At 71.7% G+C, this 19,269-nt stretch carries 22 protein-coding genes; 2 read left to right on the forward strand and 20 right to left on the reverse strand.

Annotated elements, in window-relative coordinates; translation table 11 throughout:
- The first annotated feature begins 548 nt into the window (after positions 1–548).
- The gene (locus OG439_RS34580) at positions 549–725 is read left to right on the forward strand and encodes a hypothetical protein (RefSeq protein WP_326944837.1); all 177 of its coding nucleotides are present in this window, start codon (positions 549–551) and stop codon (positions 723–725) included.
- Positions 726–734: 9 nt separating this feature from the next.
- On the opposite strand, the gene OG439_RS34585 is transcribed toward OG439_RS34580, so the two are convergent.
- The 20 genes from OG439_RS34585 to OG439_RS34680 all read right to left on the reverse strand — a co-directional run bounded on the left by OG439_RS34585 (position 735) and on the right by OG439_RS34680 (position 18,027).
- Positions 735–1,739 carry an SEFIR domain-containing protein gene (locus tag OG439_RS34585; protein ID WP_326944838.1) on the reverse strand — a complete coding sequence of 335 codons (1,005 nt, stop codon included), beginning with the start codon at positions 1,737–1,739 and terminating at the stop codon, positions 735–737.
- Positions 1,740–1,837: 98 nt separating this feature from the next.
- Positions 1,838–2,284, reverse strand: coding sequence for a MarR family winged helix-turn-helix transcriptional regulator (locus OG439_RS34590; protein ID WP_326944839.1), 447 nt, complete (start codon positions 2,282–2,284; stop codon positions 1,838–1,840).
- Positions 2,285–2,291: 7 nt separating this feature from the next.
- Positions 2,292–3,665, reverse strand: coding sequence for an acetyl-CoA carboxylase biotin carboxylase subunit (locus OG439_RS34595; protein ID WP_326944840.1), 1,374 nt, complete (start codon positions 3,663–3,665; stop codon positions 2,292–2,294).
- Positions 3,666–3,669: 4 nt separating this feature from the next.
- Positions 3,670–4,182 (reverse strand): acetyl-CoA carboxylase biotin carboxyl carrier protein, encoded by a 513-nt coding sequence (locus OG439_RS34600; protein ID WP_326944841.1) that lies wholly within the window; start codon positions 4,180–4,182, stop codon positions 3,670–3,672.
- Between the two features lie 2 nt (positions 4,183–4,184).
- Positions 4,185–5,885, reverse strand: a complete 1,701-nt coding sequence (accA, locus tag OG439_RS34605; RefSeq protein WP_326944842.1) for an acetyl-CoA carboxylase carboxyl transferase subunit alpha — start codon at positions 5,883–5,885, stop codon at positions 4,185–4,187.
- Between the two features lie 172 nt (positions 5,886–6,057).
- Positions 6,058–6,381 (reverse strand): antibiotic biosynthesis monooxygenase family protein, encoded by a 324-nt coding sequence (locus tag OG439_RS34610; RefSeq protein WP_247058695.1) that lies wholly within the window; start codon positions 6,379–6,381, stop codon positions 6,058–6,060.
- Positions 6,378–6,725, reverse strand: coding sequence for an antibiotic biosynthesis monooxygenase family protein (locus OG439_RS34615; RefSeq protein WP_326944843.1), 348 nt, complete (start codon positions 6,723–6,725; stop codon positions 6,378–6,380). The genes OG439_RS34610 and OG439_RS34615 overlap by 4 nt, the downstream gene beginning before the upstream one ends.
- The gene (locus OG439_RS34620; RefSeq protein ID WP_326944844.1) at positions 6,725–7,477 is read right to left on the reverse strand and encodes an SDR family NAD(P)-dependent oxidoreductase; all 753 of its coding nucleotides are present in this window, start codon (positions 7,475–7,477) and stop codon (positions 6,725–6,727) included. Before OG439_RS34620 ends, OG439_RS34615 begins: the two co-directional genes overlap by 1 nt.
- A 37-nt stretch (positions 7,478–7,514) precedes the next feature.
- Positions 7,515–7,976 (reverse strand): DUF1772 domain-containing protein, encoded by a 462-nt coding sequence (locus OG439_RS34625; protein ID WP_247058698.1) that lies wholly within the window; start codon positions 7,974–7,976, stop codon positions 7,515–7,517.
- A gap of 24 nt (positions 7,977–8,000) precedes the next feature.
- A complete protein-coding gene (locus tag OG439_RS34630) occupies positions 8,001–8,459 on the reverse strand; it encodes an SRPBCC family protein (RefSeq protein ID WP_326944845.1) in 459 nt (152 codons plus the stop codon).
- Position 8,460: 1 nt separating this feature from the next.
- Positions 8,461–8,721 carry an acyl carrier protein gene (locus OG439_RS34635; protein WP_247058700.1) on the reverse strand — a complete coding sequence of 87 codons (261 nt, stop codon included), beginning with the start codon at positions 8,719–8,721 and terminating at the stop codon, positions 8,461–8,463.
- Positions 8,722–8,742: 21 nt separating this feature from the next.
- On the reverse strand, positions 8,743–9,948 hold the full coding sequence (locus OG439_RS34640; protein WP_326944846.1) for a ketosynthase chain-length factor: 1,206 nt from the start codon (positions 9,946–9,948) through the stop codon (positions 8,743–8,745).
- A gap of 115 nt (positions 9,949–10,063) precedes the next feature.
- A complete protein-coding gene (locus OG439_RS34645; RefSeq protein ID WP_326944847.1) occupies positions 10,064–10,513 on the reverse strand; it encodes a DUF1772 domain-containing protein in 450 nt (149 codons plus the stop codon).
- Positions 10,510–11,388, reverse strand: a complete 879-nt coding sequence (locus tag OG439_RS34650) for an NAD(P)-dependent oxidoreductase (RefSeq protein ID WP_326944848.1) — start codon at positions 11,386–11,388, stop codon at positions 10,510–10,512. Before OG439_RS34650 ends, OG439_RS34645 begins: the two co-directional genes overlap by 4 nt.
- Before the next feature lie 3 nt (positions 11,389–11,391).
- Positions 11,392–11,772, reverse strand: a complete 381-nt coding sequence (locus tag OG439_RS34655; RefSeq protein ID WP_326944849.1) for a SchA/CurD-like domain-containing protein — start codon at positions 11,770–11,772, stop codon at positions 11,392–11,394.
- Complete coding sequence (locus OG439_RS34660; protein WP_326944850.1) at positions 11,772–13,283, reverse strand: peptide MFS transporter; 1,512 nt, start codon at positions 13,281–13,283, stop codon at positions 11,772–11,774. Before OG439_RS34660 ends, OG439_RS34655 begins: the two co-directional genes overlap by 1 nt.
- Complete coding sequence (locus OG439_RS34665) at positions 13,280–14,902, reverse strand: FAD-dependent oxidoreductase (protein ID WP_326944851.1); 1,623 nt, start codon at positions 14,900–14,902, stop codon at positions 13,280–13,282. The genes OG439_RS34660 and OG439_RS34665 overlap by 4 nt, the downstream gene beginning before the upstream one ends.
- Before the next feature lie 25 nt (positions 14,903–14,927).
- Positions 14,928–15,785 carry an LLM class flavin-dependent oxidoreductase gene (locus tag OG439_RS34670; RefSeq protein ID WP_326944852.1) on the reverse strand — a complete coding sequence of 286 codons (858 nt, stop codon included), beginning with the start codon at positions 15,783–15,785 and terminating at the stop codon, positions 14,928–14,930.
- A gap of 29 nt (positions 15,786–15,814) precedes the next feature.
- Positions 15,815–17,059, reverse strand: coding sequence for an FAD-dependent oxidoreductase (locus OG439_RS34675; RefSeq protein WP_326944853.1), 1,245 nt, complete (start codon positions 17,057–17,059; stop codon positions 15,815–15,817).
- Positions 17,059–18,027, reverse strand: a complete 969-nt coding sequence (locus tag OG439_RS34680; protein WP_326944854.1) for an SDR family NAD(P)-dependent oxidoreductase — start codon at positions 18,025–18,027, stop codon at positions 17,059–17,061. The genes OG439_RS34675 and OG439_RS34680 overlap by 1 nt, the downstream gene beginning before the upstream one ends.
- On the opposite strand from OG439_RS34680, the gene OG439_RS34685 reads away from it, so the two are divergent.
- Positions 17,984–18,994: a methyltransferase gene (locus OG439_RS34685; protein ID WP_326944855.1), complete on the forward strand. Its 1,011-nt coding sequence runs from the start codon at positions 17,984–17,986 to the stop codon at positions 18,992–18,994. The genes OG439_RS34680 and OG439_RS34685 overlap by 44 nt on opposite strands.
- The last annotated feature ends 275 nt before the right edge of the window (positions 18,995–19,269 follow it).

A 19,269-nucleotide genomic window follows, 5' to 3' on the forward strand; every position in this document is an offset into this window, starting at 1 on the left:
TTCCGGGGATCGCCCTCTCACGCCGAGGCGAGGTGGGGATCCGGCACTTTGTCCTCCGAATGCGTCCGGTGCTGACCGGGAAACGAATGCCGCATTCCTGGTGCCCTGTCGCCGGCTCGGCCGAATGCGTTGCCACACCGCGAGCATTGTCCCGATTATGTCGCGTTCAGTAACCACCTCGGCACTCGATAGTGTGGTTCTCACCGCCGGAAAAGGGGTCAAAAACACGACACTTCCCAGCCTCGCCGCGCCACGGGTAGCGAAGCCGGCGTGACCGCCGATTAACGGGTGCAGGTAGCCGCAATCCGTAGCGAGGAAGCCGTCATGACCACGCACTGAGTACCGCGCACCGAGGCGGCCGCCGACGTCGGTCCGGCGGCCGGCCCTCCGCACACCTCTCGACCGACCATCCGGAAACCCTTTACCGGCAACAGGAAACGCCTTGTCGGCACCGGATTCGAGCGCGCACCATCAAGGCAGTCCCGATTTCGCGTCCACGTCGAAATCATCGAAAATCCGGCTGGTCCGGGCAATTCGAGGAGTCCGCCATGATGGTTCTCTGTTCGTTTTCGTCGCTGGTGCGGGTCGCCCTGTGGCTCGTCGCCCTCGCCATGGTCGCCGGGCTGGCGCTCGCGGGCACCGCGTCGCCGGCCACCGCGCCGGACTCCGGCCCGGTGCCCACCTCGACGAGAACGGTGGCCACGCCCGAACCGGTCGATCACTGATCGCCGGTGTCACGCGAAGAGCGTCGGGCTGCCCCAGGCGAGAGCGGGAAGCTTGGTCCGCCGACCCGTCACCACCAGCGCAGCGGTGATCAGCGGGCCGACGGTGGTCTTGGGCCGGTACGCCACGAGCTTGAGCCGGAGCACCCCGGTGAGGTCGTTCCGGAGCCACACCGGGTGTCCCATCCGGACCGAGACCTGATCCTGCGGCACCCCGTCGAGGATCACCTGGAAGCAGCCGGTCTGGTCGGCGTCGTCGGCGTCGTCGAGCACCCCGGCGACCGCTTCGAACCGGGTGAACCGCTTGCCCAGGTTGTATTCGACGACGCCCTCGAGCTGGAGCGCGAACACCGACGGCCGGTAGGCGATGCTGCCGGTGTGGCGCATTCCGTCGATCTCGACGTCGCCCACTCGCACGTCAAGACCACGCCGGACGGGGTTCAGTGCGGAGGTGAGCAGCATGCCGCCCCGTTGCGCGCCAATGAAGGTGCCGAGCCGGGGCAGCTCGAAGCGGGGCACCCCGGTGAACGCGATCAGCAGGTCCGCGACACCCGCCACGGTGAACTCGGGGATCTCGTACCGGGTGGTGGAGTGCGCGTTGAGGAACACCGGGATCTCGTCGACGGACCGGCCGGGCAACACGACGGGCAGGAAGCGCCGGGTGGCGCTCGGCAGATCCTTGGTGATGTTGTCCCGGATCATCGCGGCTTCGAACTGCGCGCCCCGACCCTGCTCCGGCACTTCCGCGCCTTCCGCGCGCCGTTTGTAGTCGGGTGACGCGATCACGAGCACGAAGTCGGCCTCGGTGAGCTGCTCGATCGCCCAGAGCGACCAGTCCCGGCGGCCGTCGTCGGCCCACTGGTCGAGGTGGACGTCGACGCCCGCCTCGTCGCGCAAGAACGTGGCGAACTCCCGGACCAGGTTCTTGTGCGCCTCGTCGTCGTGGGAGTAGGTGATGAACACCCGCGGCGACGCCGCCGCGTCCGGATCCGCGGACTCTTGCTGCTCCAGCGTCATGACGTGTCCCTCGGCCGCCGCGGGTGGTCACGTCGATTGAACTCCGTTACCCACGCGGGAAAAGTCGACCGGCCGCGATGTCCGGATATTGTCGCGTTTCACGCCGGCTCGTCCGGCAGGGCCGCCAGCCAGAGGGTCAAGCAGCGCTCCACCGCCAGCAGTTCCGTCACCGTGCAGTTCGATACCACCGCCTCCGGCAGGCGGGACAGCGCCGCCCGCGCCGTCGCCACCCTGGCCGCACTCGCGGGCGTGCACTCCACCAGGATGCGGCGGCGGTCCAGGCGATCCTTCCGGCGGTGGAGGTGGCCCGCTCGTTCGAGGCGGTCCAGCATTCCCGTCACCGCGCCCGTCGAAAGGTGCGTCTCCAGGGCGATGCGCCCCGCGGTCACCGGGCCGTCGGCGCCGCGGAGCGTTTCCAGGCACTGGTACTCCCGGAACGTCAAGCCCAGGCCGCGGGTCACCGCGTCGAAACGCTCGCGCAGCGCCGTTCCCAGGCGGCCGCCCAGGTCCGCGATGCGGCCCGGGTCCGGTGCCGTCGTGCGCATCGCCGCCTCACTTCCGGAGCAACGCTGTGCTGTGCTGGCCGGCCCGGAACACCGGGTCGGCCAGTACCTCCTGCAGCAGGTCGCTCGTCGTGCTGATGCCCGGGCCCGCGATGCGGAACTCGGCGAGCGCGCGCCGCATGCGGGCGATCGCCTGGTCGCGGTCCGGGGCCCAGACGATCACCTTGGCCAGCAACGAGTCGTAGTACGGCGGGACGTGCCAGCCCGCGTACGCGTGCGTGTCCACCCGGACGAACTGGCCGCCCGGCGGGACGAACTCCGTCAGCAGGCCCGGGCACGGCGCGAAGTCGCGCCGCGGGTCCTCGGCGTTCACCCGGCACTCGATCGCGACGCCGTTGGGGCGCACCTCGTCCTGCGTCACCGACAGCGGCAGGCCCGCCGCGACGCGGATCTGCTCGCGGACCAGGTCGATCCCGGTGACCGCCTCCGTCACCGGGTGCTCCACCTGGATCCGGCAGTTCACCTCGATGAACGCCGCTTCGTCGCCGTCCACCAGGAACTCGAACGTCCCCGCGCCGGTGTAGCCGACCGCCGCCGCGCCGCGGACGGCCGCCTGCGTGAGCCGCTCGCGCAAGGCCGGCGGGAGCAGCGGCGCCGGGCTCTCCTCGATCAGCTTCTGGTGCCGCCGCTGCACCGAGCAGTCGCGTTCGCCCAGGTGCAGCACCGTGCCGTGGTTGTCGGCCAGCACCTGGACCTCGATGTGCCGCGCGTTCTCCCAGTACCGTTCCAGGTAGACGCGGTCGTCGCCGAACACGCCGCGCGCGGTCGCCCGCGTCGTGCGGAACGTCGGGAGCAGCTCGTCCCACTCGCGGACCACCGCCATGCCGCGGCCACCGCCGCCCGCGGACGCCTTGATGATCACCGGCAGGCCGACGCGCTTGGTCGTCTCGACCAGCTCGGCCGGCGAGCCGATGGCCTCGGCCGACCCGGGGACCACCGGCAGGCCGGCCGCGGCCATCAGCTCGCGCGCGGTCGCCTTGTCGCCGAGGCGCGCCATGACGTCCGGGTGCGGGCCGATGAACACGATGCCGTTCTTGTCGCAGATCTCGGCGAAGTCCGGGTCCTCCGACAGGAACCCGTACCCGGGGTGGATCGCCTCCGCGCCGGTGCGCAGCGCGGCCTCGATGATCATCGCCGGGTACAGGTAGCTCTTGCGCGGCGCCCCGGGCCCGATCTGCACCGCCTCGTCGGCCAGCCGGACGGCCGCCGAGTCGCGGTCGGCCGTCGAGTGCACGACGACCGTGCGGATCCCCATCTCGCGGCAGGTCCGCACGACGCGCAGCGCGATCTCGCCGCGGTTGGCGACGAGGATCTTGCGGAACGGCGGCTCGGTCTGCGACGTCTGTGACGTCTGCGCTGTCACGGCGTCACCCTTCGGTTCGCGGCCGGAGCAGCAGCAGCGGCTGGCCGTACTCGACGGACTCGGCGTCACCCGCGACGATCTCGGCGACGACGCCGGCCTCCTCGGCGAGGATCGGGTTCATCAGCTTCATCGCCTCGACGATGCCCACCTGCGTGCCGACCTCGATCTCGTCACCGACCTCGACGAACGGCCGCGCACCCGGCTCGGGGCACCGGTAGAAGGTGCCGACCACCGGGGCCGCCACCGCCACCAGGTCCTCGGCCGGGTCGCTCACCTCGGGCCGGGCCACGACGGCGACGCCGTCGGTGACGCGCACCCCCACCGGCCACTCGACCTCGATGCTGGCGCAGCCGAACCGCACCACGGCCCGGCTCGGCGGCTCCGGCGCCGCGCGGACGGCGTCGGCGAGGCTGCGGCCGAGGATCGCCATGGCGTCCTCCGCGTCCAGCCCGCCGAACGTCGAGGACGGCAGCACCGAGTCCTCGTCGGTCGTGATCTCGGGATAGGTCCTGGTCATGCTCAGCTCCGTTCCCGCGCCGCTTCAAGGGTCCCGAACCGGCGGAACTTGGCCCGCCGGGCCGCGGCCAGGCCGGCGCCGTCCCGGCCGCGCAGCTCGCGCAACGCGCACACGACGGCGTCGCGCACGAGCAGTCCCGCGCGCGCCGGGTCGCGGTGCGCCCCACCGGGTGGCTCGGGCACCACCCCGTCGATGACGCCCAGTTCCAGCAACGACCTCGCGTCCACCCGCAACGCCTCCGCGGCGACACCGGCCGCCGCCGGGTCGCGCCACAGGATCGCGGCGCAGCCTTCGGGGCTGATCACCGAGTAGGTCGCGTTTTCGCACAGCAGCACCTGATCGCCGACGGCCAGCGCGAGCGCACCGCCGCTGCCGCCTTCACCGGTGACGACGCTGACCACCGGCACCCGCAGCCCGCCGAGCACCCGCAGGCACTCCGCGATCGCGCCGGCCTGCCCGGCGCGTTCGGCGTCGAGGCCGGGGTGCGCGCCCGGGGTGTCGATCAGGGTCACCACCGGCACGCCGAGCTTGCCCGCCAGCCGCATCAGCCGGGCGGCCTTGCGGTAGCCCGCGGGCGAGGGCATGCCGAAGTTGCGGCGCACCAGTTCGTCGGTCGCGTGGCCCTTCTGGTGGCCGATCAGCATCACCGGCAGCCCGTCGATGGCGGCGAGGCCGCCGATGATGGCCGGGCAGTCCTCGCCCGCGCGGTCGCCGTGCAGCTCGACGAACCCGTCGAGCCAGGAGACGGCGTGGTCGAGCGTGGTCGGCCGGTCGGGGTGCCGGGCGAGCTCGACGGTCTGGCGGATGTCGCGGCGCTCCAGCGCGACGACGTCCCGGATCACCGGGTCGGTGTCGCTCTCACCCCAGTCGGGGTCGACCGGCCGGGTCGCGGTGAACAGCGCCGCCAGCACGAACGGCAGCTCGGCGCGGGCGCGGACGTCGTCCACGAGTCCGTGCTCCAGCAGGAACTCCGAGGACTGGAAGCCTTCCGGCAGCCGCTGCCGGATCGTCTGCTCGATGACGCGCGGGCCGGCGAAACCCATGCGGGCGCCCGGTTCCGCGACGATCACGTCGGCGAGCGTCGCGAACGACGCGGCGACCCCGCCGAACGTCGGGTCGGTGACGAGCGTGACGGTCAGCAGCCCGGCCTCGTCCAGCGCGGCCATCGCGTTGCTGGTCTTGGCCATCTGCACCAGCGAGAGCACGCCTTCCTGCATCCGGGCGCCGCCCGACGCGGTGACGACCAGCAGCGGGACGCGGTCGGCGAGCGCCGTCTCGGCGGCCGTCGTGATCGCCTCGCCCGCGGCCGTGCCGAGGCTGCCGCCCAGGAACCCGAAGTCCATCACCGCGACGACCACGGGCGCGCCGCGGATGGCCCCGCGGGCGACGAGCACCGCGTCCGACGTCCCGCTGCTCTCCCGCGCCTTGGCCAGCCGGCGCTCGTAGGGCTGCAGGTCGGTGAACTCCAGCGGGTCGTGCACGGTCGCGGCGGGCTCGACCAGCTCGGCCGACCCGGGGTCGAGCAGCAGGTCGAGCCGTTCGGCCGCGGTCAGCCGGAAGTACCGGCCGCACTCGTAGCAGACCTTGGCGCCGCGCTCGAGGCGCTTGCGGTAGAGCAGCGAGCGGCAGTCCGGACAGGACAGCCACTCCTCCTCCACCGGCCCGGCCGTGTCCGGCGGGCGGTTCGTCACCGAAGTCGTCATGACGCACCGTCTCCCTCTTGCGTCTCGGAATGGTGTTCCTCGGTTTGAAAGCCGGAGTCAGGGGCCGGGCTGAACGGCGGCTGCCCGGCCAGCGCGCCGCCGCACTCGATCAGCACGCCGAGCACGGCCCGGCCCGCCGTCCGCCACCGCGGTTCCGCCGTGAACTCGGGGTTCACGGCGCGTCCGGTCCCGAGCGGGTCGCGGCGACCCGGTAGACGGCGAACGGCCGCGCCAGCGACAGATCGCGGTAGGGCCGCAGCGGCGCCGTCTGGTCCTTGTGCCCGGCGCCCTGCTCCCAGGCGTCGAACGCGGCCAGGTCGGCCCAGGAGCTGACCACCACGAAGCCGTTCTCGGCGTGGACCGAGCGCAGCAGCTCGTTGCCCAGCAGGCCGGGCGTGCCCGCCAGCCGGTCGCCGGCCTCGTGGTAGGCCGCTTCGATGCCGGCGGCGTCGTCGGTCACGTGGTAGAGCAGGACGCGCACGCCGCCGTCGGTCACCGGGCCACCGCCCAGTCCGCGTGCGCTCGACCGGCTTCGGCACTGCCGGCCAGGTGGGCGACGACGTGCATGGTCGTCATCGAGCCGCCCGAGCGGAACGGGTGCAGCTTCTGCCGGTGCTCCAGGTGCCGGTCGCTGGTCTCGAACTCCCGGAAGCGCGGCTCGTCGACCCAGTCGCTGACGATGTAGTAGACGCCGTCCTCGTCCGACCGCGACAGCCACTGCCCGAGGTTCGCCGGGTGCGACGTCACCGAGTCGCCGATCTCCGCCCAGACGCGCTCGAACTCGCCGCCGAGGCCGGGCTTGATCTCCATCCGCAGCATGACGCGGAACGCGGCGGCCATCAGGCGATCCCGCCGTCGACCGAGACGACCGAGCCGGTGACGTACCGCGCGTAGTCACTGCTGAGCCAGGACACCGCGCCGGCGACCTCGTCGGGCGTGCCGAGGCGGCCGAGCGCCGTCTTGTCGCTGTAGCGCTGGATCATCAGCGCGCGCTGCTCTTCCGGCATCGCGTCGATGGCCTCGGTGTGGATCATGCCGAGGGACAGGATGTTGAAGCGGATACCTCGTGAACCCAGTTCACGAGCAACCGACCTGTGGAGTCCGTGCAACGCCGCTTTGGTGGTGGTGTAGTGCGCCCGCAGCGGGATGCCGACCTCGATCGACTTCGAACTCATGCTCATCACCGAACTTCCCTCGTGCAGCAAGGGAAGCGCGCCCTGGATGACCAGGTGCACGGCCGTGACGTTGGTGTCGAGCGTCCGCTGCCAGTCCTCGAGCGACAGCTTTTCGTACGGCACGTGGTTGATGATCGCGGCGTTGTTGACGATGACGTCGAGCTGCCCGAAGCGCGTCCGGCACTCGCCGAGCAGCTCGGTGATCTGCGCCGGGTCGGCCAGGTCGGCGCGCACGACGTGGTGGTTGCCGCCGATCTCCTTAAGCTCGCGCTCCAGCGAAAGGGCGGCTTCGCCCTCCTGCCGGTAGCACGTGACGACGTCGACGCCCTGGCGTGCCAGCGCGAGCACGACGCCGCGGCCGACCCCGCGCGTCCCGCCGGTCACGAGTGCCTTCTTGCCTGCCAAACCGAGATTCATCAGGTCCTCCGTGTTCTGGTGACGTGGGCGTCGCGGCTCACAGCGACAGGCCGAGCGCGAGGCAGTTGGCGAGCAGGGCGAGCACCGACAGCGCGGTGCGCGTCCGGTTCCACCGGCCCCACGCCGGCCGCGGGTCGCGGCCGGCGAAGTCGGCGGGCAGGTCGTCCGGGTCGAGGGCCCGCACCCACTTGTTGACCGGGACGTTCTTGAGCAGGGAGATGGTGATCGTGGCCAGCGCGAGCACGGTCGCGGCCAGGAACAGCGGCCGGGTGCCGGCCGCGTCCGCGACCAGCGCGAGCGTGACGTCGCCGAGCACGGTCACGATCAGGCAGACCGGCATGAACGGGTCGTAGCGCGTGGCGAAGAAGGCGTGCGCGTGCACGTACCGGTCCGCCGGCAGGCTCTGCAGCAACGGCCAGCCCCCGAGCTGGGTTCCCATCAGGACCCCCGCGGCGAGGCCGTTGGCCAGGATCACGAGCGGGACGAGCACCTGCAGCACCGCACACCTCCTTCACTGCTCGCTTCAGACGACGGCCCGCGCCGCCGCCTCGACCTTGTCCTTGATCAGCCGCATCTGGATCGGCGTGTTGGTGTTGAGCCGGTCCTGCATCGCCTGGTCGCCGACCGGCGCCTGCGGCTTCATCTCGAAGTCCTGCACCCAGCGCATCCGGGTGCCTTCGGGGACCGCGAAGTACTCCCAGTAGATCCACATGTACTTGAACGGGCCGGTTTCGACGCGCTGCGAACGCACGGTGTGCGTGGCCTCGTCCGGCGTCCGCGCGGACACCCAGCCCCAGACCTTGCCGGTCTCGTCCGGGTGCAGCGCGAGGCGGAAGCGGATCGTTCCGTCCTTTTCGGACAGCACGGTCGCCTCGGAGTACTCGCTGAACAACGTCGTCCACGTCGGGATGTCGTTGGTCATCGCCCAAACGAGCTCGAGCGGCGCGTCGATGACGATCTCGTTGTCGGTGTGCCCGGCCATCTCAGACGGCCGCCTTCGAGAGCAGGTCGTTGACGAACGCGACGGCGTCGCCGGGCGTGGTCGTCTCCGAGACGGCGTCGTCCGGCAGGCTCACGCCGTAGCGGCGCTCGACCTGGCTGCGCAGCTCCAGCATGGCCAGGGAGTCGTAACCGAGGTCCGCGAACTCGACGCCGGCGATGTCGCCGTCCAGCTCGACGCCTTCGTCGACGCCGGCGCTGGTCGTCATGATCTCCTTGAGCTCCAGCAGGGTGAACTCGCTCATGGGTTTCTCCGTTCTTCGGTGCTACGGGCGGCACAAGACGAGTGCGGCGGTGAAGCCGCCGTGACCGCGGGCCAGTACGAGCGCGGTGCGCAGGTCGGCGTCACGCGGCCGGGTCACCAGGTCGAGGTCGCAGCCCGGGGCGAGCCGCTCCGGGCCGACGGTGTGCGGGACGATCCCGGCCCGCATCGCGAGCAGCGCGGTCGCGACGTCGAGCGCGGCGCCGCCGCCGTAGAGCCGGCCGGTCAGCGTCTTCGGCGCGGTGACCGGTACCGACCCTGGTCCGAACGTCTCGACGAGGGCTCGAGCCTCGATCAGGTCGGCGGCCGGCACGCCGGACGCGTCGGCGAACACGACGTCCACTTCGGACGGTGTGACGCCGGCGTCGGCCAGGGCCCGCGCGATGGTGCGCCGGAGGACCGGCGGCCGGTCGGAGCCGGGCGGCGGGTCGAACCCGGCCGCGTACCCGGCGATGACGCCGTACGCCTCGACGCCCCGCTCGCGGGCGCTTTCGGCGCTCTCCGCGATCAGGATCGCGCCGCCCTCGCCGGGCAGGTGCCCGGACGCCTCGACGTCGAAGGGGAGGTACGCGCGGGCCGGGTCGTCCACTGTGGACAAGCCGCCGGCGGACAGCTGGGCCACGAGACCGTACGGGCACAGCGACGCGTCGGTGCCACCGCTGACGACGACCCGCGAGCCGCCGCGGATCAGCCGCCGCGCCTGGCCGAGGACGTCGAGCCCGCCCGCCTGTTCGCAGGCCAGCACGCCGCACGGGCCGCGCATGCCGTGCCGGATCGAGATCTGGCCGGTGGTCGCGGCGTAGAACCAGGCAATGGACTGGTACGCGCCCACCCACGACGGCCCGTTCTGGTACAGCCGCTCCATCTCGTGCTGCCCGAACTCGGTGCCGCCGGACGAGCTCGAGGTGACGACGGCCATCTCGAACTCGGGCACGCCCGCCGGGTCGAGCGCGGCGTCGGCCAGCGCGTCGGCCGCGGCGGCGAGGCCGAGGTGCGTCCAGTGGTCGGTCTGCGGGATCAGCCGACCGGGAATCCGCTCCTTCGCGGAGAACCCGGGCACCTGGCCGGCGTGCCGGACCGGGTAGCCGGAGGCGTCGAAGCGGTCGATGCGGGCGATGCCCGACTTGCCCGCCAGGACCGCCTCCCAGTGCGCCGTGGCGCCGATCCCGGTCGGCGCGACCACGCCGATCCCGGTGACGACCGTGCTCATCGATGCCCTCCACGCGAAAAGAATCCGAGACGGATAACGGCAAACGCTTTCCTGCTCACGCGATCCAGAATGCGGACCACCCCTACAACCCACCTAGGACGGGACTCGAAACCGCTCAGGCCGGGACCAAGGCGACCGCGTTGACGACCACTGCGACCAGCGCCAACGCCGTCCGCAGCAGGTGGAAGCGGCGCCACAATGGACGCGGGTCGCGCCAGTCCGGCGGAACGCTTTCCGGGTCGAGGGATTTGACGACGCGGTTGATCGGCACGTTGCAGAAGTGCGAGACGATCGAAACCGCCAGCAAAAGCACCGCGGCGACCGCGAACAACCCGTTCCCGGAATCGGCCGTGAACACCAGCACGATGTCGATCACCGTCGAGGAAAGCACGATGATCGGCATCGTCGGGTCCCACCGCTTGCCGATCAGCTGGTGCGCGTAGACGTACCGGTCGGCGGGCATCGTGATCAGGGCGGGCAGCACGCTCAGCGCCACCGCGAACAGCACCCCGGCCACGACACCGCTGCCGGCCAGCACCGCGACGGACAGCAGCCACGTGATCATGGCCGGACAGCCGCCCGGGACAGCTCGACGACCGCGGCCGCGTCGTCGTCACCGCGGCCCGCGTCGAGCAGTTCTTCGAACCGCTCGGCCGCTTTCGACGTCAGTGGCAGCGATGCTCCGTGCCGCTCCGCCTCGGCCGTCGCGAGCCGGAGGTCCTTGTGCATCAACGTCGTCCGGAACGCGGCCGGGCGGTAGGAGCGACGCCGCATGAAGTCCGCGCGGAACGCCAGCACCGGCGAGCGCCAGCCGCTGTTGTCGAACGCGTCCAGCAGCAGGTCGCGTTCCATGCCCATCGACTCGGCGAGCGCGACCGCCTCGGCCAGCCCGGCCGTCTGCACGCCGAGCAGCAGGTTGAACGCCAGCTTCAGCACACCCGCACTGCCGGGCCCGCCGAGGTAGCGGACGTCCCGGCCGAGCGCGGACAGCACGCCGGACACGTCGTCCGCCCACGCGCGCTCGCCGGCCACGAACACCCGCAGCTCACCGGTCGCGGCCATCTTCGGGTTCCCGATGACGCACGCCTCGACCCGCCGCACGCCGAGCGCGTCGAGCCGCTCGGTGATCTCCTCGGCGAAAGCGGGCGACACCGTCGAAGTGTCCACAATGGTCAGTCCGGGCCGCAGCCGGGTCGCGAGGCCGTCGAACACGACCTGCGTGACAGCGGCTTCGTCGGCCAGGCTGAGCAGCACCACGTCCACGTCCGCCGCGGCTTCCGCCGGGGACGCGGCGATCCGCGCCCCCGCTTCCGCGAGCGGGGCGGCCTTCGCCGCGGTCCGGTTGTAGGCGGTGACCTCGAACCCGGCGGCGAGCAGGGCCCGGGCCATGCCCCCGCCCATCATCCCGAGGCCGATCACGCCGATGCGTGCCAGAGTCATGGCTCAGCTCCCCGCCGGGTGGGTCGCCACGGACAGCTGGGAGACGCACCGCATGGTCGCGTTCCGGAAGTACTCGGCGAACCCGGAAGCGCTGTCGGTGTCGCGCTGCTCGGCGAGGTACGGCGCGAGCTCGTGCTCGACCGTGTGCACCCCGCTCTGGGCCGCCATGTGCTTGCCGACGGCCGCGAAGTCGCCTTCGAAGTGGATGAACCGCACGACGATGTCGTCCTTGACGAACACGGCCGTGCCGAGCAGCCGGCCGGCCGCGTCGCCGTCGTCGCCGCGGAAGTCCGGGGTGTCGACCCGCTTGAACCGCGCGAAGACGTCGGCGATCTCGTCCTCGAACCCGGGCTTGACCCGGTAGGTGATGGCCGCGTAGGGCATTACACGTGTCCTTTCTGGACATCAGCGACATCGACGACGTCGGCGACTTCGGCGACGAGCGCGTTGCCGAGCGTGCGGCGGGACAGCAGGAAGACGACGCCGATGAGGGCGGCCACCCCGCCGAGGGAGGCGTAGTAGACGGGCTCACTCATGGCCGTGCTCAGCCGCACCAGCATGCTGCCGAGCCCGCCACCCAGGGCGGCGAACAGCCACAGCATCCCGATGACGCGGCCGATGAACTCCGGCCCGAGCACGTCGGCGGCCGACGAGATCGCGACCGCCGCGATGATCACCTCACCGGCCGCGTGCAGCAGGTAGACCAGCGCGAGCCAGAGCAGTGACACCTGCTGACCGTCTTCGGCGAGCGAGGACCCGACGCACATCACGAGGAACCCGGTGCCCACCATCACCAGGCCGACGCCGAGCTTCACGCCGACGCCGTCGACCGCGGGCAGCACCTTGGCCACCACCGGGGCGAGCACCAGGATGAACGCTGGCGTCGCCGCCTGCAGCCAGCTGGCCGGGATGCCCAGGCCGAACACCGTCAGGTCGGTGTGGTCCCGCGCGAACAGCGTCAGCAGCGACGCCGAGTGCGCGATGATGATCCAGAACAACGTGGCCCCGAGGCACACCGCGAGGTAACCGCGCAGCCGGCGCCGCCGCCCCGCGGTGAGCGCCGGGTTCCGGTACAGCGTCACGTACCCCACGACCGGCAGCAGGATGCTGAGCACGCTCGCGATCATGATCGCGGTGGTCGCGGACAGCCGGCCGGTCACGGCCAGCAGCGCGACGAGCACCACGACGAGCCCGAGCACCAGGCCCGCCCCGCGCAGGGCCCGGCGCCGCTCGACCGGCGTGGCCGGCCGGCGCGCGCGCATCCCGGTGCCGCCGAACTGCCCGGCCGAGAAGGCCAGCAGCACCGCCGTCACCAGGACGGCCGCCGAAGCGACCGAGAACCCGAGGTGCCAGCTGACCTTCTCGCCGAGGTAGCCGGTGATCAGCGGCGCGGCGAGCGCCGAGATCTGGACGCCGACGTACATCAGCGAGATGCCCGACTCGCGGCCGCGGCGGCCGTCGAACATCAGGTTGATCAGCGCCTGGTGGTTCGGCTTGAACAACCCGCCACCCGCGGCGAGCAGGATCAGGCCGGCCGTGGTGGCCCAGCCGGTCGGCGCGGCCAGCGCCAGGTAGCCCGCGCCGCTGAGCACGCAGCCGCACAGCAACCCGCGCCACTGCCCGAGCAGCCGGTCGCCGATCCAGCCGCCGGGCAGCGAGAGCAGGAACATCACGCTGATCCAGGCGCCGAACAACGCGGCCGCGTCGGCCGTGCGCAGCCCTAGGCCGCCGCGCTCCACCGGCGCGGCGGCGTACAGCACGAGGATCGCCTGCATGCCGTAGAACCCGAAGCGCTCCAACGTGTCCGTGACGAACAGCGTCGTGTACCAGCGCGGCATCCGTCGCAACGAGACAGTGCCGTCGAGCGCGACCCGGTCGATCTCCGGCGCGCTCACGCCACGCCCTCGGGCGGCAGGCCGCTGGCGCGGGTCAGCACGTCGGCGAGCACGGTGTCCTGGTCGGCGACCTTGCCGGCCGAGCGCCACGCGACGAACGCGTCCGGCCGCACGAGCACCGCGCCGTCCGCCGAGACGCCGTACGCCTTGGCCCAGTCGCGGTCGACGGCGGTGATCTCGCCGCCGTCGATCACCTGGACCTCCAGCGGCAGGCCGGTCTGCTTGGCGACGCGCTCGGCGGCCTCGACCCAGCCGTTGGCGCGCGAGCCGGTGAGCAGCACGAACTTGTCCCAGAACAGGTCTATTGTGGACAGTCGCTGCCCGTTGCGCTCCAGCCAGACGTGCGGCGCGCGCGTGCCGGGCTCGCCGGCCAGCTCCAGGCCCGGGCTGAGCGTCGGGGCGTCCGCCTGACCGCCGGTGATCGCCTCGGAGTGGTAGCGGTACCCGAGGGTGATGATGACGTCGTCCACCAGGGACGCCCGGGTCTCTTCGTCGGCGTAACCGTGCCGGATCCGGTTGCGCACCATGGCCTGGCGGGCCATCGCCCCGCCGACGCCGCGGCGCTCGGCGTCGTAGCTGTCGAGCAGCGCGTCACCGCCCGTGCCGGCCAGCACGGCGGCGATCTTCCACGCGAGGTTGTGCGCGTCGTGGATGCCGGTGTTGGCGCCGAACCCGCCGGCCGGCGGGTGCACGTGCGCCGCGTCGCCGGCGAGGAAGACGCGCCCGCTGCGGAACGTGTCGGCCACCAGCTGCGCGCCCTGCCACGGCACCTTCGCGACGATCTCGACGTCCATGTCCGGCACCCCGGCGGCCGTGCGCACGATCTCGACGCACCGCTCGTCCGGGTAGTCGGCGGGCGTCTCGCCCTTCTCCGGGTAGTACAGCGGCGCGGCCAGCCACGGGTCGGCGCCGTGCAGCCGCGACAGGCCCATCAGCGTGCCGGGCGCCGCGGTGGCGTAACACAGGATGAACTTGCGGTCCTTGAGCACCGACGTCAGCTGCGGCGCGCGGAAGTACACGCTCAGCGCGTTGAACACGGTGCCGATGCCACTGCGCTCGACGCCGAGCGCCTTGCGGATCCGGCTGTTCGCGCCGTCCCCGGCGACCAGGTAGTCGGCCCGGACCGTGGTCTCCTCGCCGGTGGTGAGGTCCTTGATCTGCGCGGTGACGCCGTCGGAGTCCTGGGTGAACGACGTCAGCCGCGTCCCGAACCGGATGTCGGCGCCCGCGCCGCGGGCCAAGTCGGCCAGCACGCGCTCGTAGCGGTCCTGGCCGCAGCCCATCACGCGCTCGGGGCTGACGGTCGGGCCGTCGAGCGACGGCGACTCCAGCACCTCGGCGTCGTCGATCTCGGCGAAGGTGCGGACCTGGATGATGCCGCCTTCGAAGTACGGGTGGGAGTCGCCGACCTCGAGGGCGCGGATCTCCTGGTTCACCCCGGCGGCGCGGAACAGCTCCATGGTCCGGGCCTGCAGCCCGGGCGCCCGCGGCAGCGTGGACGTGCCGTCCCGCTGCTCCACGAGCAGGGGCCCGACGCCGTGGCGGGCCAGGAACAGCGCGGTCGAGATGCCGACCGGGCCGGCGCCCACGACGAGCACCGGCACTCGGATGTCAGTCATGCGTTTTCCTTTGCTCGCGGCCGGGTTACAGGCAGACCTTGGCCAGCTCGTCGAGCTGGTCGACGTCGGACGTGCAGGGGAAGAGCAGCAGTTCGTCGCACCCGGCGGCGGCGTAGGCGTCGATCGTCTCGCGCAGCCGGGTCTCGTCGGAGATGACGCCGTTCGCCAGGAACTGCGCCTTCTCGCCCATGTAGGAGTAGTAGTCGAGCAGGTAGCGGCCGCCGGCCGCCTTGCGCTCCTCGCCGAGGGCGACGTAGGTGAGCGCGCCCATCTTCGGCGTGTCCGTGCGGCCCGCCGCGACGAACGCCGTGCGGACCTGGTCGGCCTGTTGCGGGTAGCGCGAAACCGGGCCGCCACCGGACACCCAGCCGATGCCGTGCTCGGCGGCGCGGCGGATGAACGCGGGCCCGTTGCCACCGGCCCAGATCGGCACGGCCGCGCCGTTCGACGGCTTCGGGCCGATGCCCGGCACCGGGCCGCGGCCCGCCCAGACCTCCTTGAGCTCGCCGAGCAGCTGGTCGAGCCACTTGCCGCGGGTGTGGAAGTCGACGCCGGTGGCGAGGAAGTCGTCTTCGCGCCCGCCGGCGGCGACGCCGACCACCAGCCGCCCGCCGGAGAGCCGGTCGATGCTCGCCAGTTGCTTGGCCAGCAGCGCCGCGCTCGGCCAGTAGCCGGCCAGCAGGATGGTCGGGGCCAGGGTGATCCGGCTGGTGGCGGCGGCCGCCGCGGCCAGCGCCACCGTGGCGTCGTAGCTGTCGTACACCAGCCGGTCGAGCACGGCCAGCGTGCTGAACCCGAGCTCGTCCGCGCGAGCGGCGAACTCGATCAGCTGCCGGCCGTCCGTGCCGGGGACGGTGTTGGGCAGGCCCACTCCGATGTCCATAACTCCTCCTGTCTTTTCAGCCGGCCGAGTCAGCCGGCCACGCGCGCCGGGAGCACCGACTCGTCGAAGTCGATCCGTTTGAGCGACCACTTCGCGACCTGCAGCGACATCGCGACGGCGTCCGTCGCGTACCCGAGCATTTCCGTCTGGTACCGCTCGGAAGCCAGCGCGACCGGCTGCTCGCCGCGGTCGGCGGCGAGCAGTTCGCGGGTGAGCGTCGCGGCGTCGCGCAGCGCGGTGTTCGCGCCGACACCACCGGACGGCGGCATCGCGTGGACGGCGTCGCCGAGCGGGATGACCGGGCCCGGTTCCCACGGCTCGATCGGCGCGGTCGCCCGGACGGCCACCGGGAACGTCTCCTCGACGTCGGCGAACTCCATGATCGCCCGCAGGTGCGGGTGCCAGCCGGTGGTGCGGGCCTTCGCGAACTCCCACAGCGCGGCGCCGCTCATCGCGAGGAACTGCTCGTCCGGCATCCCGGTCGCGGTGCGGTGCATGGAGAACACCGACATGAAGTAGTCGTCGCACGGCTCGAAGGCCAGCTCCGGCCACAGCCGCGCGGACGCCGTCGCCGGCTCGGTCCGGAAGACCATCGGCATCAGGCCGAGCTTGTGCTCGTCCGAGCCGATCACCCAGGTGAACCGGTCCTGCAGGATCTCCGGCAGTTCCGCGCGCAGCCGCGCGGTCATCGGGATCCGGCCGAAGATCGTCCGGACGCCGAGGTCGCGCGGCTCGGCTCCGCCACGCGCCCGCCGGATGCCGGAGTTCGCGCCGTCCGCGGCGACGAGCACGTCCCCGGTGTCGACGCTGCCGTCCGCGAACTGCACGGCGACCGTGCCGTCCGGCTGGACCTCGTGGTGGGTGTAGCGCTTGCCGAAGTGGACGGCGTCGGTGAGCCCGGCCAGCAGCACCTTCCGCAGCGTGACGCGGTCGACGGCGTCGACCTTGTCCGCCTGCCCGGCCCGCGGGTCGCTCATCTCCGGAGTCCACTGTGGAGTGAGGTGCTCGTCGTAGTTCGCCATGCCGAAGCCGTAGCGGCTGTTCGCCGTCGCGGTCAGTAATGTCTGGACGCGCTCGGGCAGGCACTCCCGCAGCGCGCGTTCGCCGTCCTGGCTGATGTGCAGCCGGTAGCCCTGGTTGCGGCCGCGGATCGAGTCGTCGCGTTCGTGCACGGAGACGTCGACACCGGCCTTGCGCAGCCCCTGGGCCAGGCACAACCCGCCGACACCACCGCCGATGACGACGACCCGCAGGCCGCGTCGCGCGGTGGCCATCAGACCCCGCCGTCGACGTTGAGGGTGACACCGCTGATGTACTTCGCCGTGTCACCGGCGAGGAACAGCACGGCGCCGGCGACGTCTTCCGGCTGGCAGATCCGGCCCAGCGCCGTCATCCCGACGATCCGCTCGACGGCGTGCGGCGGCAGGCCCGCGCCCGGCTCGGTCTCGGTGAGACCGGGGGCGACGGTGTTGACCCGGATGCCGCGCGGGCCGAGCTCCTTGCACAGGCCGCGGGTGAAGCCGATCAGCGCGGCCTTCGACGCGGTGTAGTGCACGCCGTTGACCCGGCCGCGCAGCGCGACCGACGACCCGACGTTCACCACCGACGCGCCGTCGGTCAGCAGGTCCAGCACGGCCTGCGTGACCAGGTAGGCCGACGTCACGTTGTGGTCGATGAGCCGGTCCCACTCGGCGTCGTCGATCTCCCCGAAGGGGACCCCGCCGTCGACCCCGACGTTGTTGACGACGACGTCGAGCCCACCCCAGTCGGCTCGCACCGTCTCCGCCAGCGCCGCGACGTCCGCGCGGCGCGTCACGTCCGCCTGCACCAGTCGGTGGTGCTCGCCGAGCGCCTTAAGTTCCCGCGCCAGGCTTTCCGCCGCCTCGTCACCGGTTCGGTGGCCGGCGAGCACCCAGGCTCCGGCCCGGGCGAAGGCGAGCGCCGTGGCCCGGCCGATCCCCTTGGTGCCACCGGTCACCAGTACTCGTTTGCCCCGCAGTCCTTGCTCCACCGGACGCCACCTTTCCCGTTCGACTTGGCCGTGAGCCTGACAAGGACCGCTGAACCGGAACTCGAACCCGGGTGGAGGCCGCCGGTTCCACGCCGGTTCGAGTTGCGCTCCACCCCGCGGTGGAACGGTGACGACAGATCCGGCCCGGTCAGTGGCCGCGCGAACTGTCGAGAAGGGAAGTCGGCACATGACGAGTACCGCACCGGATGTCAGCACCCCGGCGGGAATCATCAGGCTCTGCAACGCTTTCTGTGACGCCAAGGCGTTGCTCACCGCGGTGGAACTCGACCTGTTCACCAAGCTGCACTCGGGCTCGGCGACCGAGGAGCAGCTCCGGAAGAGCCTGGCGCTGCACGGGCGCGGCCTCGGCGACTTCCTGAACCTGCTGGTGGCGCTGGGCCTGCTGGAGAAGGAGGGCGACCGCTACCGCAACGCCGCCGGCGCCGACCGCTACCTGGTGACGAACCTCCCGACGTACGTCGGCGGCTTCATGCACCGCGCCAACAACAACCTGTACCCGGCGTGGGGCCTGCTCACCGAGGCGCTCAAGACCGGGAAGCCGCAGGCCGAGGGCGACTTCGAGCAGGTCATCGCGAACCCGAAGGTGCTGGGCCAGTTCATCCGGATGATGGACGCGCTCACGCAGGTGCTCGGGCCGCAGCTGATCGAGGCGTTCGAGTGGTCGGAGTTCAAGACCATGCTCGACATCGGCGGCTGCCGCGGCAACATGGCGAGCCAGATCGTCAAGGCGAACCCGGACCTCTACGGGCACGTCTTCGACCTGCCGCCGATGAAGCCGTTCTTCACCGAGCACATGGCGACGCTCGGCCTGACCGACCGCCTGGAGTTCCACGGCGGCAACGTCTTCCACGACGACCTGCCATCGGCCGACCTGGTGGTGCTGGGCCACATCCTGCACGACTTCGACCGCGACCACCGCAAGCGCATCCTGCAGAAGGCCTCGGCGTCGGTCAACCCCGGCGGCACGCTGCTGGTGTACGACCGCATGCTGGACGAGGACCCCCGCCACGTCGAGAACCTGGTGATCAGCATCGACATGCTCCTGGTCAGCGACGGCGGCTCGGAGTACCCGGCCTCGGAGGTCCGCGAGCACGCCGCGGAGGTCGGCTTCACGGACTTCACGTCGAAGCCCCTGGGCGACTACGACACCCTGGTCGTCCTTCGCCGCCCCGCCTGAGTCCCGCACCCCAAGGGCCGTGAAGGCCTCCTTACCGGCTCTTACGGCCGGTAAGGAGGCCTTCACGGCTTTTCGCTACCCCCGGGGAGGCCGGCCGCAGAGTGAGCCGACCCTCCGGGGTCCGGGTGTCGGCGCGGACCTGAGACGCGACGCGTGTCGTCCTCGGAATCACGCGTGTCGACCCTTCAATCACGCGTGTCGACCCTGGGATCACGCGAGCCGACCCTCCAGACACCCGAACCGACCCTCCAAGCGCGCGAGCCGACCCTCCGGGG

Source organism: Amycolatopsis sp. NBC_01307, from assembly GCF_035975215.1.
Taxonomy (GTDB): domain Bacteria; phylum Actinomycetota; class Actinomycetes; order Mycobacteriales; family Pseudonocardiaceae; genus Amycolatopsis.

What these genes read in the sequence shown, in the direction of transcription:
- OG439_RS34580 (WP_326944837.1), top strand. Translation starts at nt 549, where the DNA reads ATGATGGTTCTCTGTTCGTTTTCGTCGCTGGTGCGGGTCGCCCTGTGG.
- OG439_RS34585 (WP_326944838.1), bottom strand. Translation starts at nt 1,739, where the DNA reads ATGACGCTGGAGCAGCAAGAGTCCGCGGATCCGGACGCGGCGGCGTCG.
- OG439_RS34590 (WP_326944839.1), bottom strand. Translation starts at nt 2,284, where the DNA reads ATGCGCACGACGGCACCGGACCCGGGCCGCATCGCGGACCTGGGCGGC.
- OG439_RS34600 (WP_326944841.1), bottom strand. Translation starts at nt 4,182, where the DNA reads ATGACCAGGACCTATCCCGAGATCACGACCGACGAGGACTCGGTGCTG.
- accA (WP_326944842.1), bottom strand. Translation starts at nt 5,885, where the DNA reads ATGACGACTTCGGTGACGAACCGCCCGCCGGACACGGCCGGGCCGGTG.
- OG439_RS34615 (WP_326944843.1), bottom strand. Translation starts at nt 6,725, where the DNA reads ATGGCCGCCGCGTTCCGCGTCATGCTGCGGATGGAGATCAAGCCCGGC.
- OG439_RS34620 (WP_326944844.1), bottom strand. Translation starts at nt 7,477, where the DNA reads ATGAATCTCGGTTTGGCAGGCAAGAAGGCACTCGTGACCGGCGGGACG.
- OG439_RS34630 (WP_326944845.1), bottom strand. Translation starts at nt 8,459, where the DNA reads ATGGCCGGGCACACCGACAACGAGATCGTCATCGACGCGCCGCTCGAG.
- OG439_RS34635 (WP_247058700.1), bottom strand. Translation starts at nt 8,721, where the DNA reads ATGAGCGAGTTCACCCTGCTGGAGCTCAAGGAGATCATGACGACCAGC.
- OG439_RS34640 (WP_326944846.1), bottom strand. Translation starts at nt 9,948, where the DNA reads ATGAGCACGGTCGTCACCGGGATCGGCGTGGTCGCGCCGACCGGGATC.
- OG439_RS34645 (WP_326944847.1), bottom strand. Translation starts at nt 10,513, where the DNA reads ATGATCACGTGGCTGCTGTCCGTCGCGGTGCTGGCCGGCAGCGGTGTC.
- OG439_RS34650 (WP_326944848.1), bottom strand. Translation starts at nt 11,388, where the DNA reads ATGACTCTGGCACGCATCGGCGTGATCGGCCTCGGGATGATGGGCGGG.
- OG439_RS34655 (WP_326944849.1), bottom strand. Translation starts at nt 11,772, where the DNA reads ATGCCCTACGCGGCCATCACCTACCGGGTCAAGCCCGGGTTCGAGGAC.
- OG439_RS34665 (WP_326944851.1), bottom strand. Translation starts at nt 14,902, where the DNA reads ATGACTGACATCCGAGTGCCGGTGCTCGTCGTGGGCGCCGGCCCGGTC.
- OG439_RS34670 (WP_326944852.1), bottom strand. Translation starts at nt 15,785, where the DNA reads ATGGACATCGGAGTGGGCCTGCCCAACACCGTCCCCGGCACGGACGGC.
- OG439_RS34675 (WP_326944853.1), bottom strand. Translation starts at nt 17,059, where the DNA reads ATGGCCACCGCGCGACGCGGCCTGCGGGTCGTCGTCATCGGCGGTGGT.
- OG439_RS34685 (WP_326944855.1), top strand. Translation starts at nt 17,984, where the DNA reads ATGACGAGTACCGCACCGGATGTCAGCACCCCGGCGGGAATCATCAGG.
- OG439_RS34680 (WP_326944854.1), bottom strand. Translation starts at nt 18,027, where the DNA reads ATGATTCCCGCCGGGGTGCTGACATCCGGTGCGGTACTCGTCATGTGC.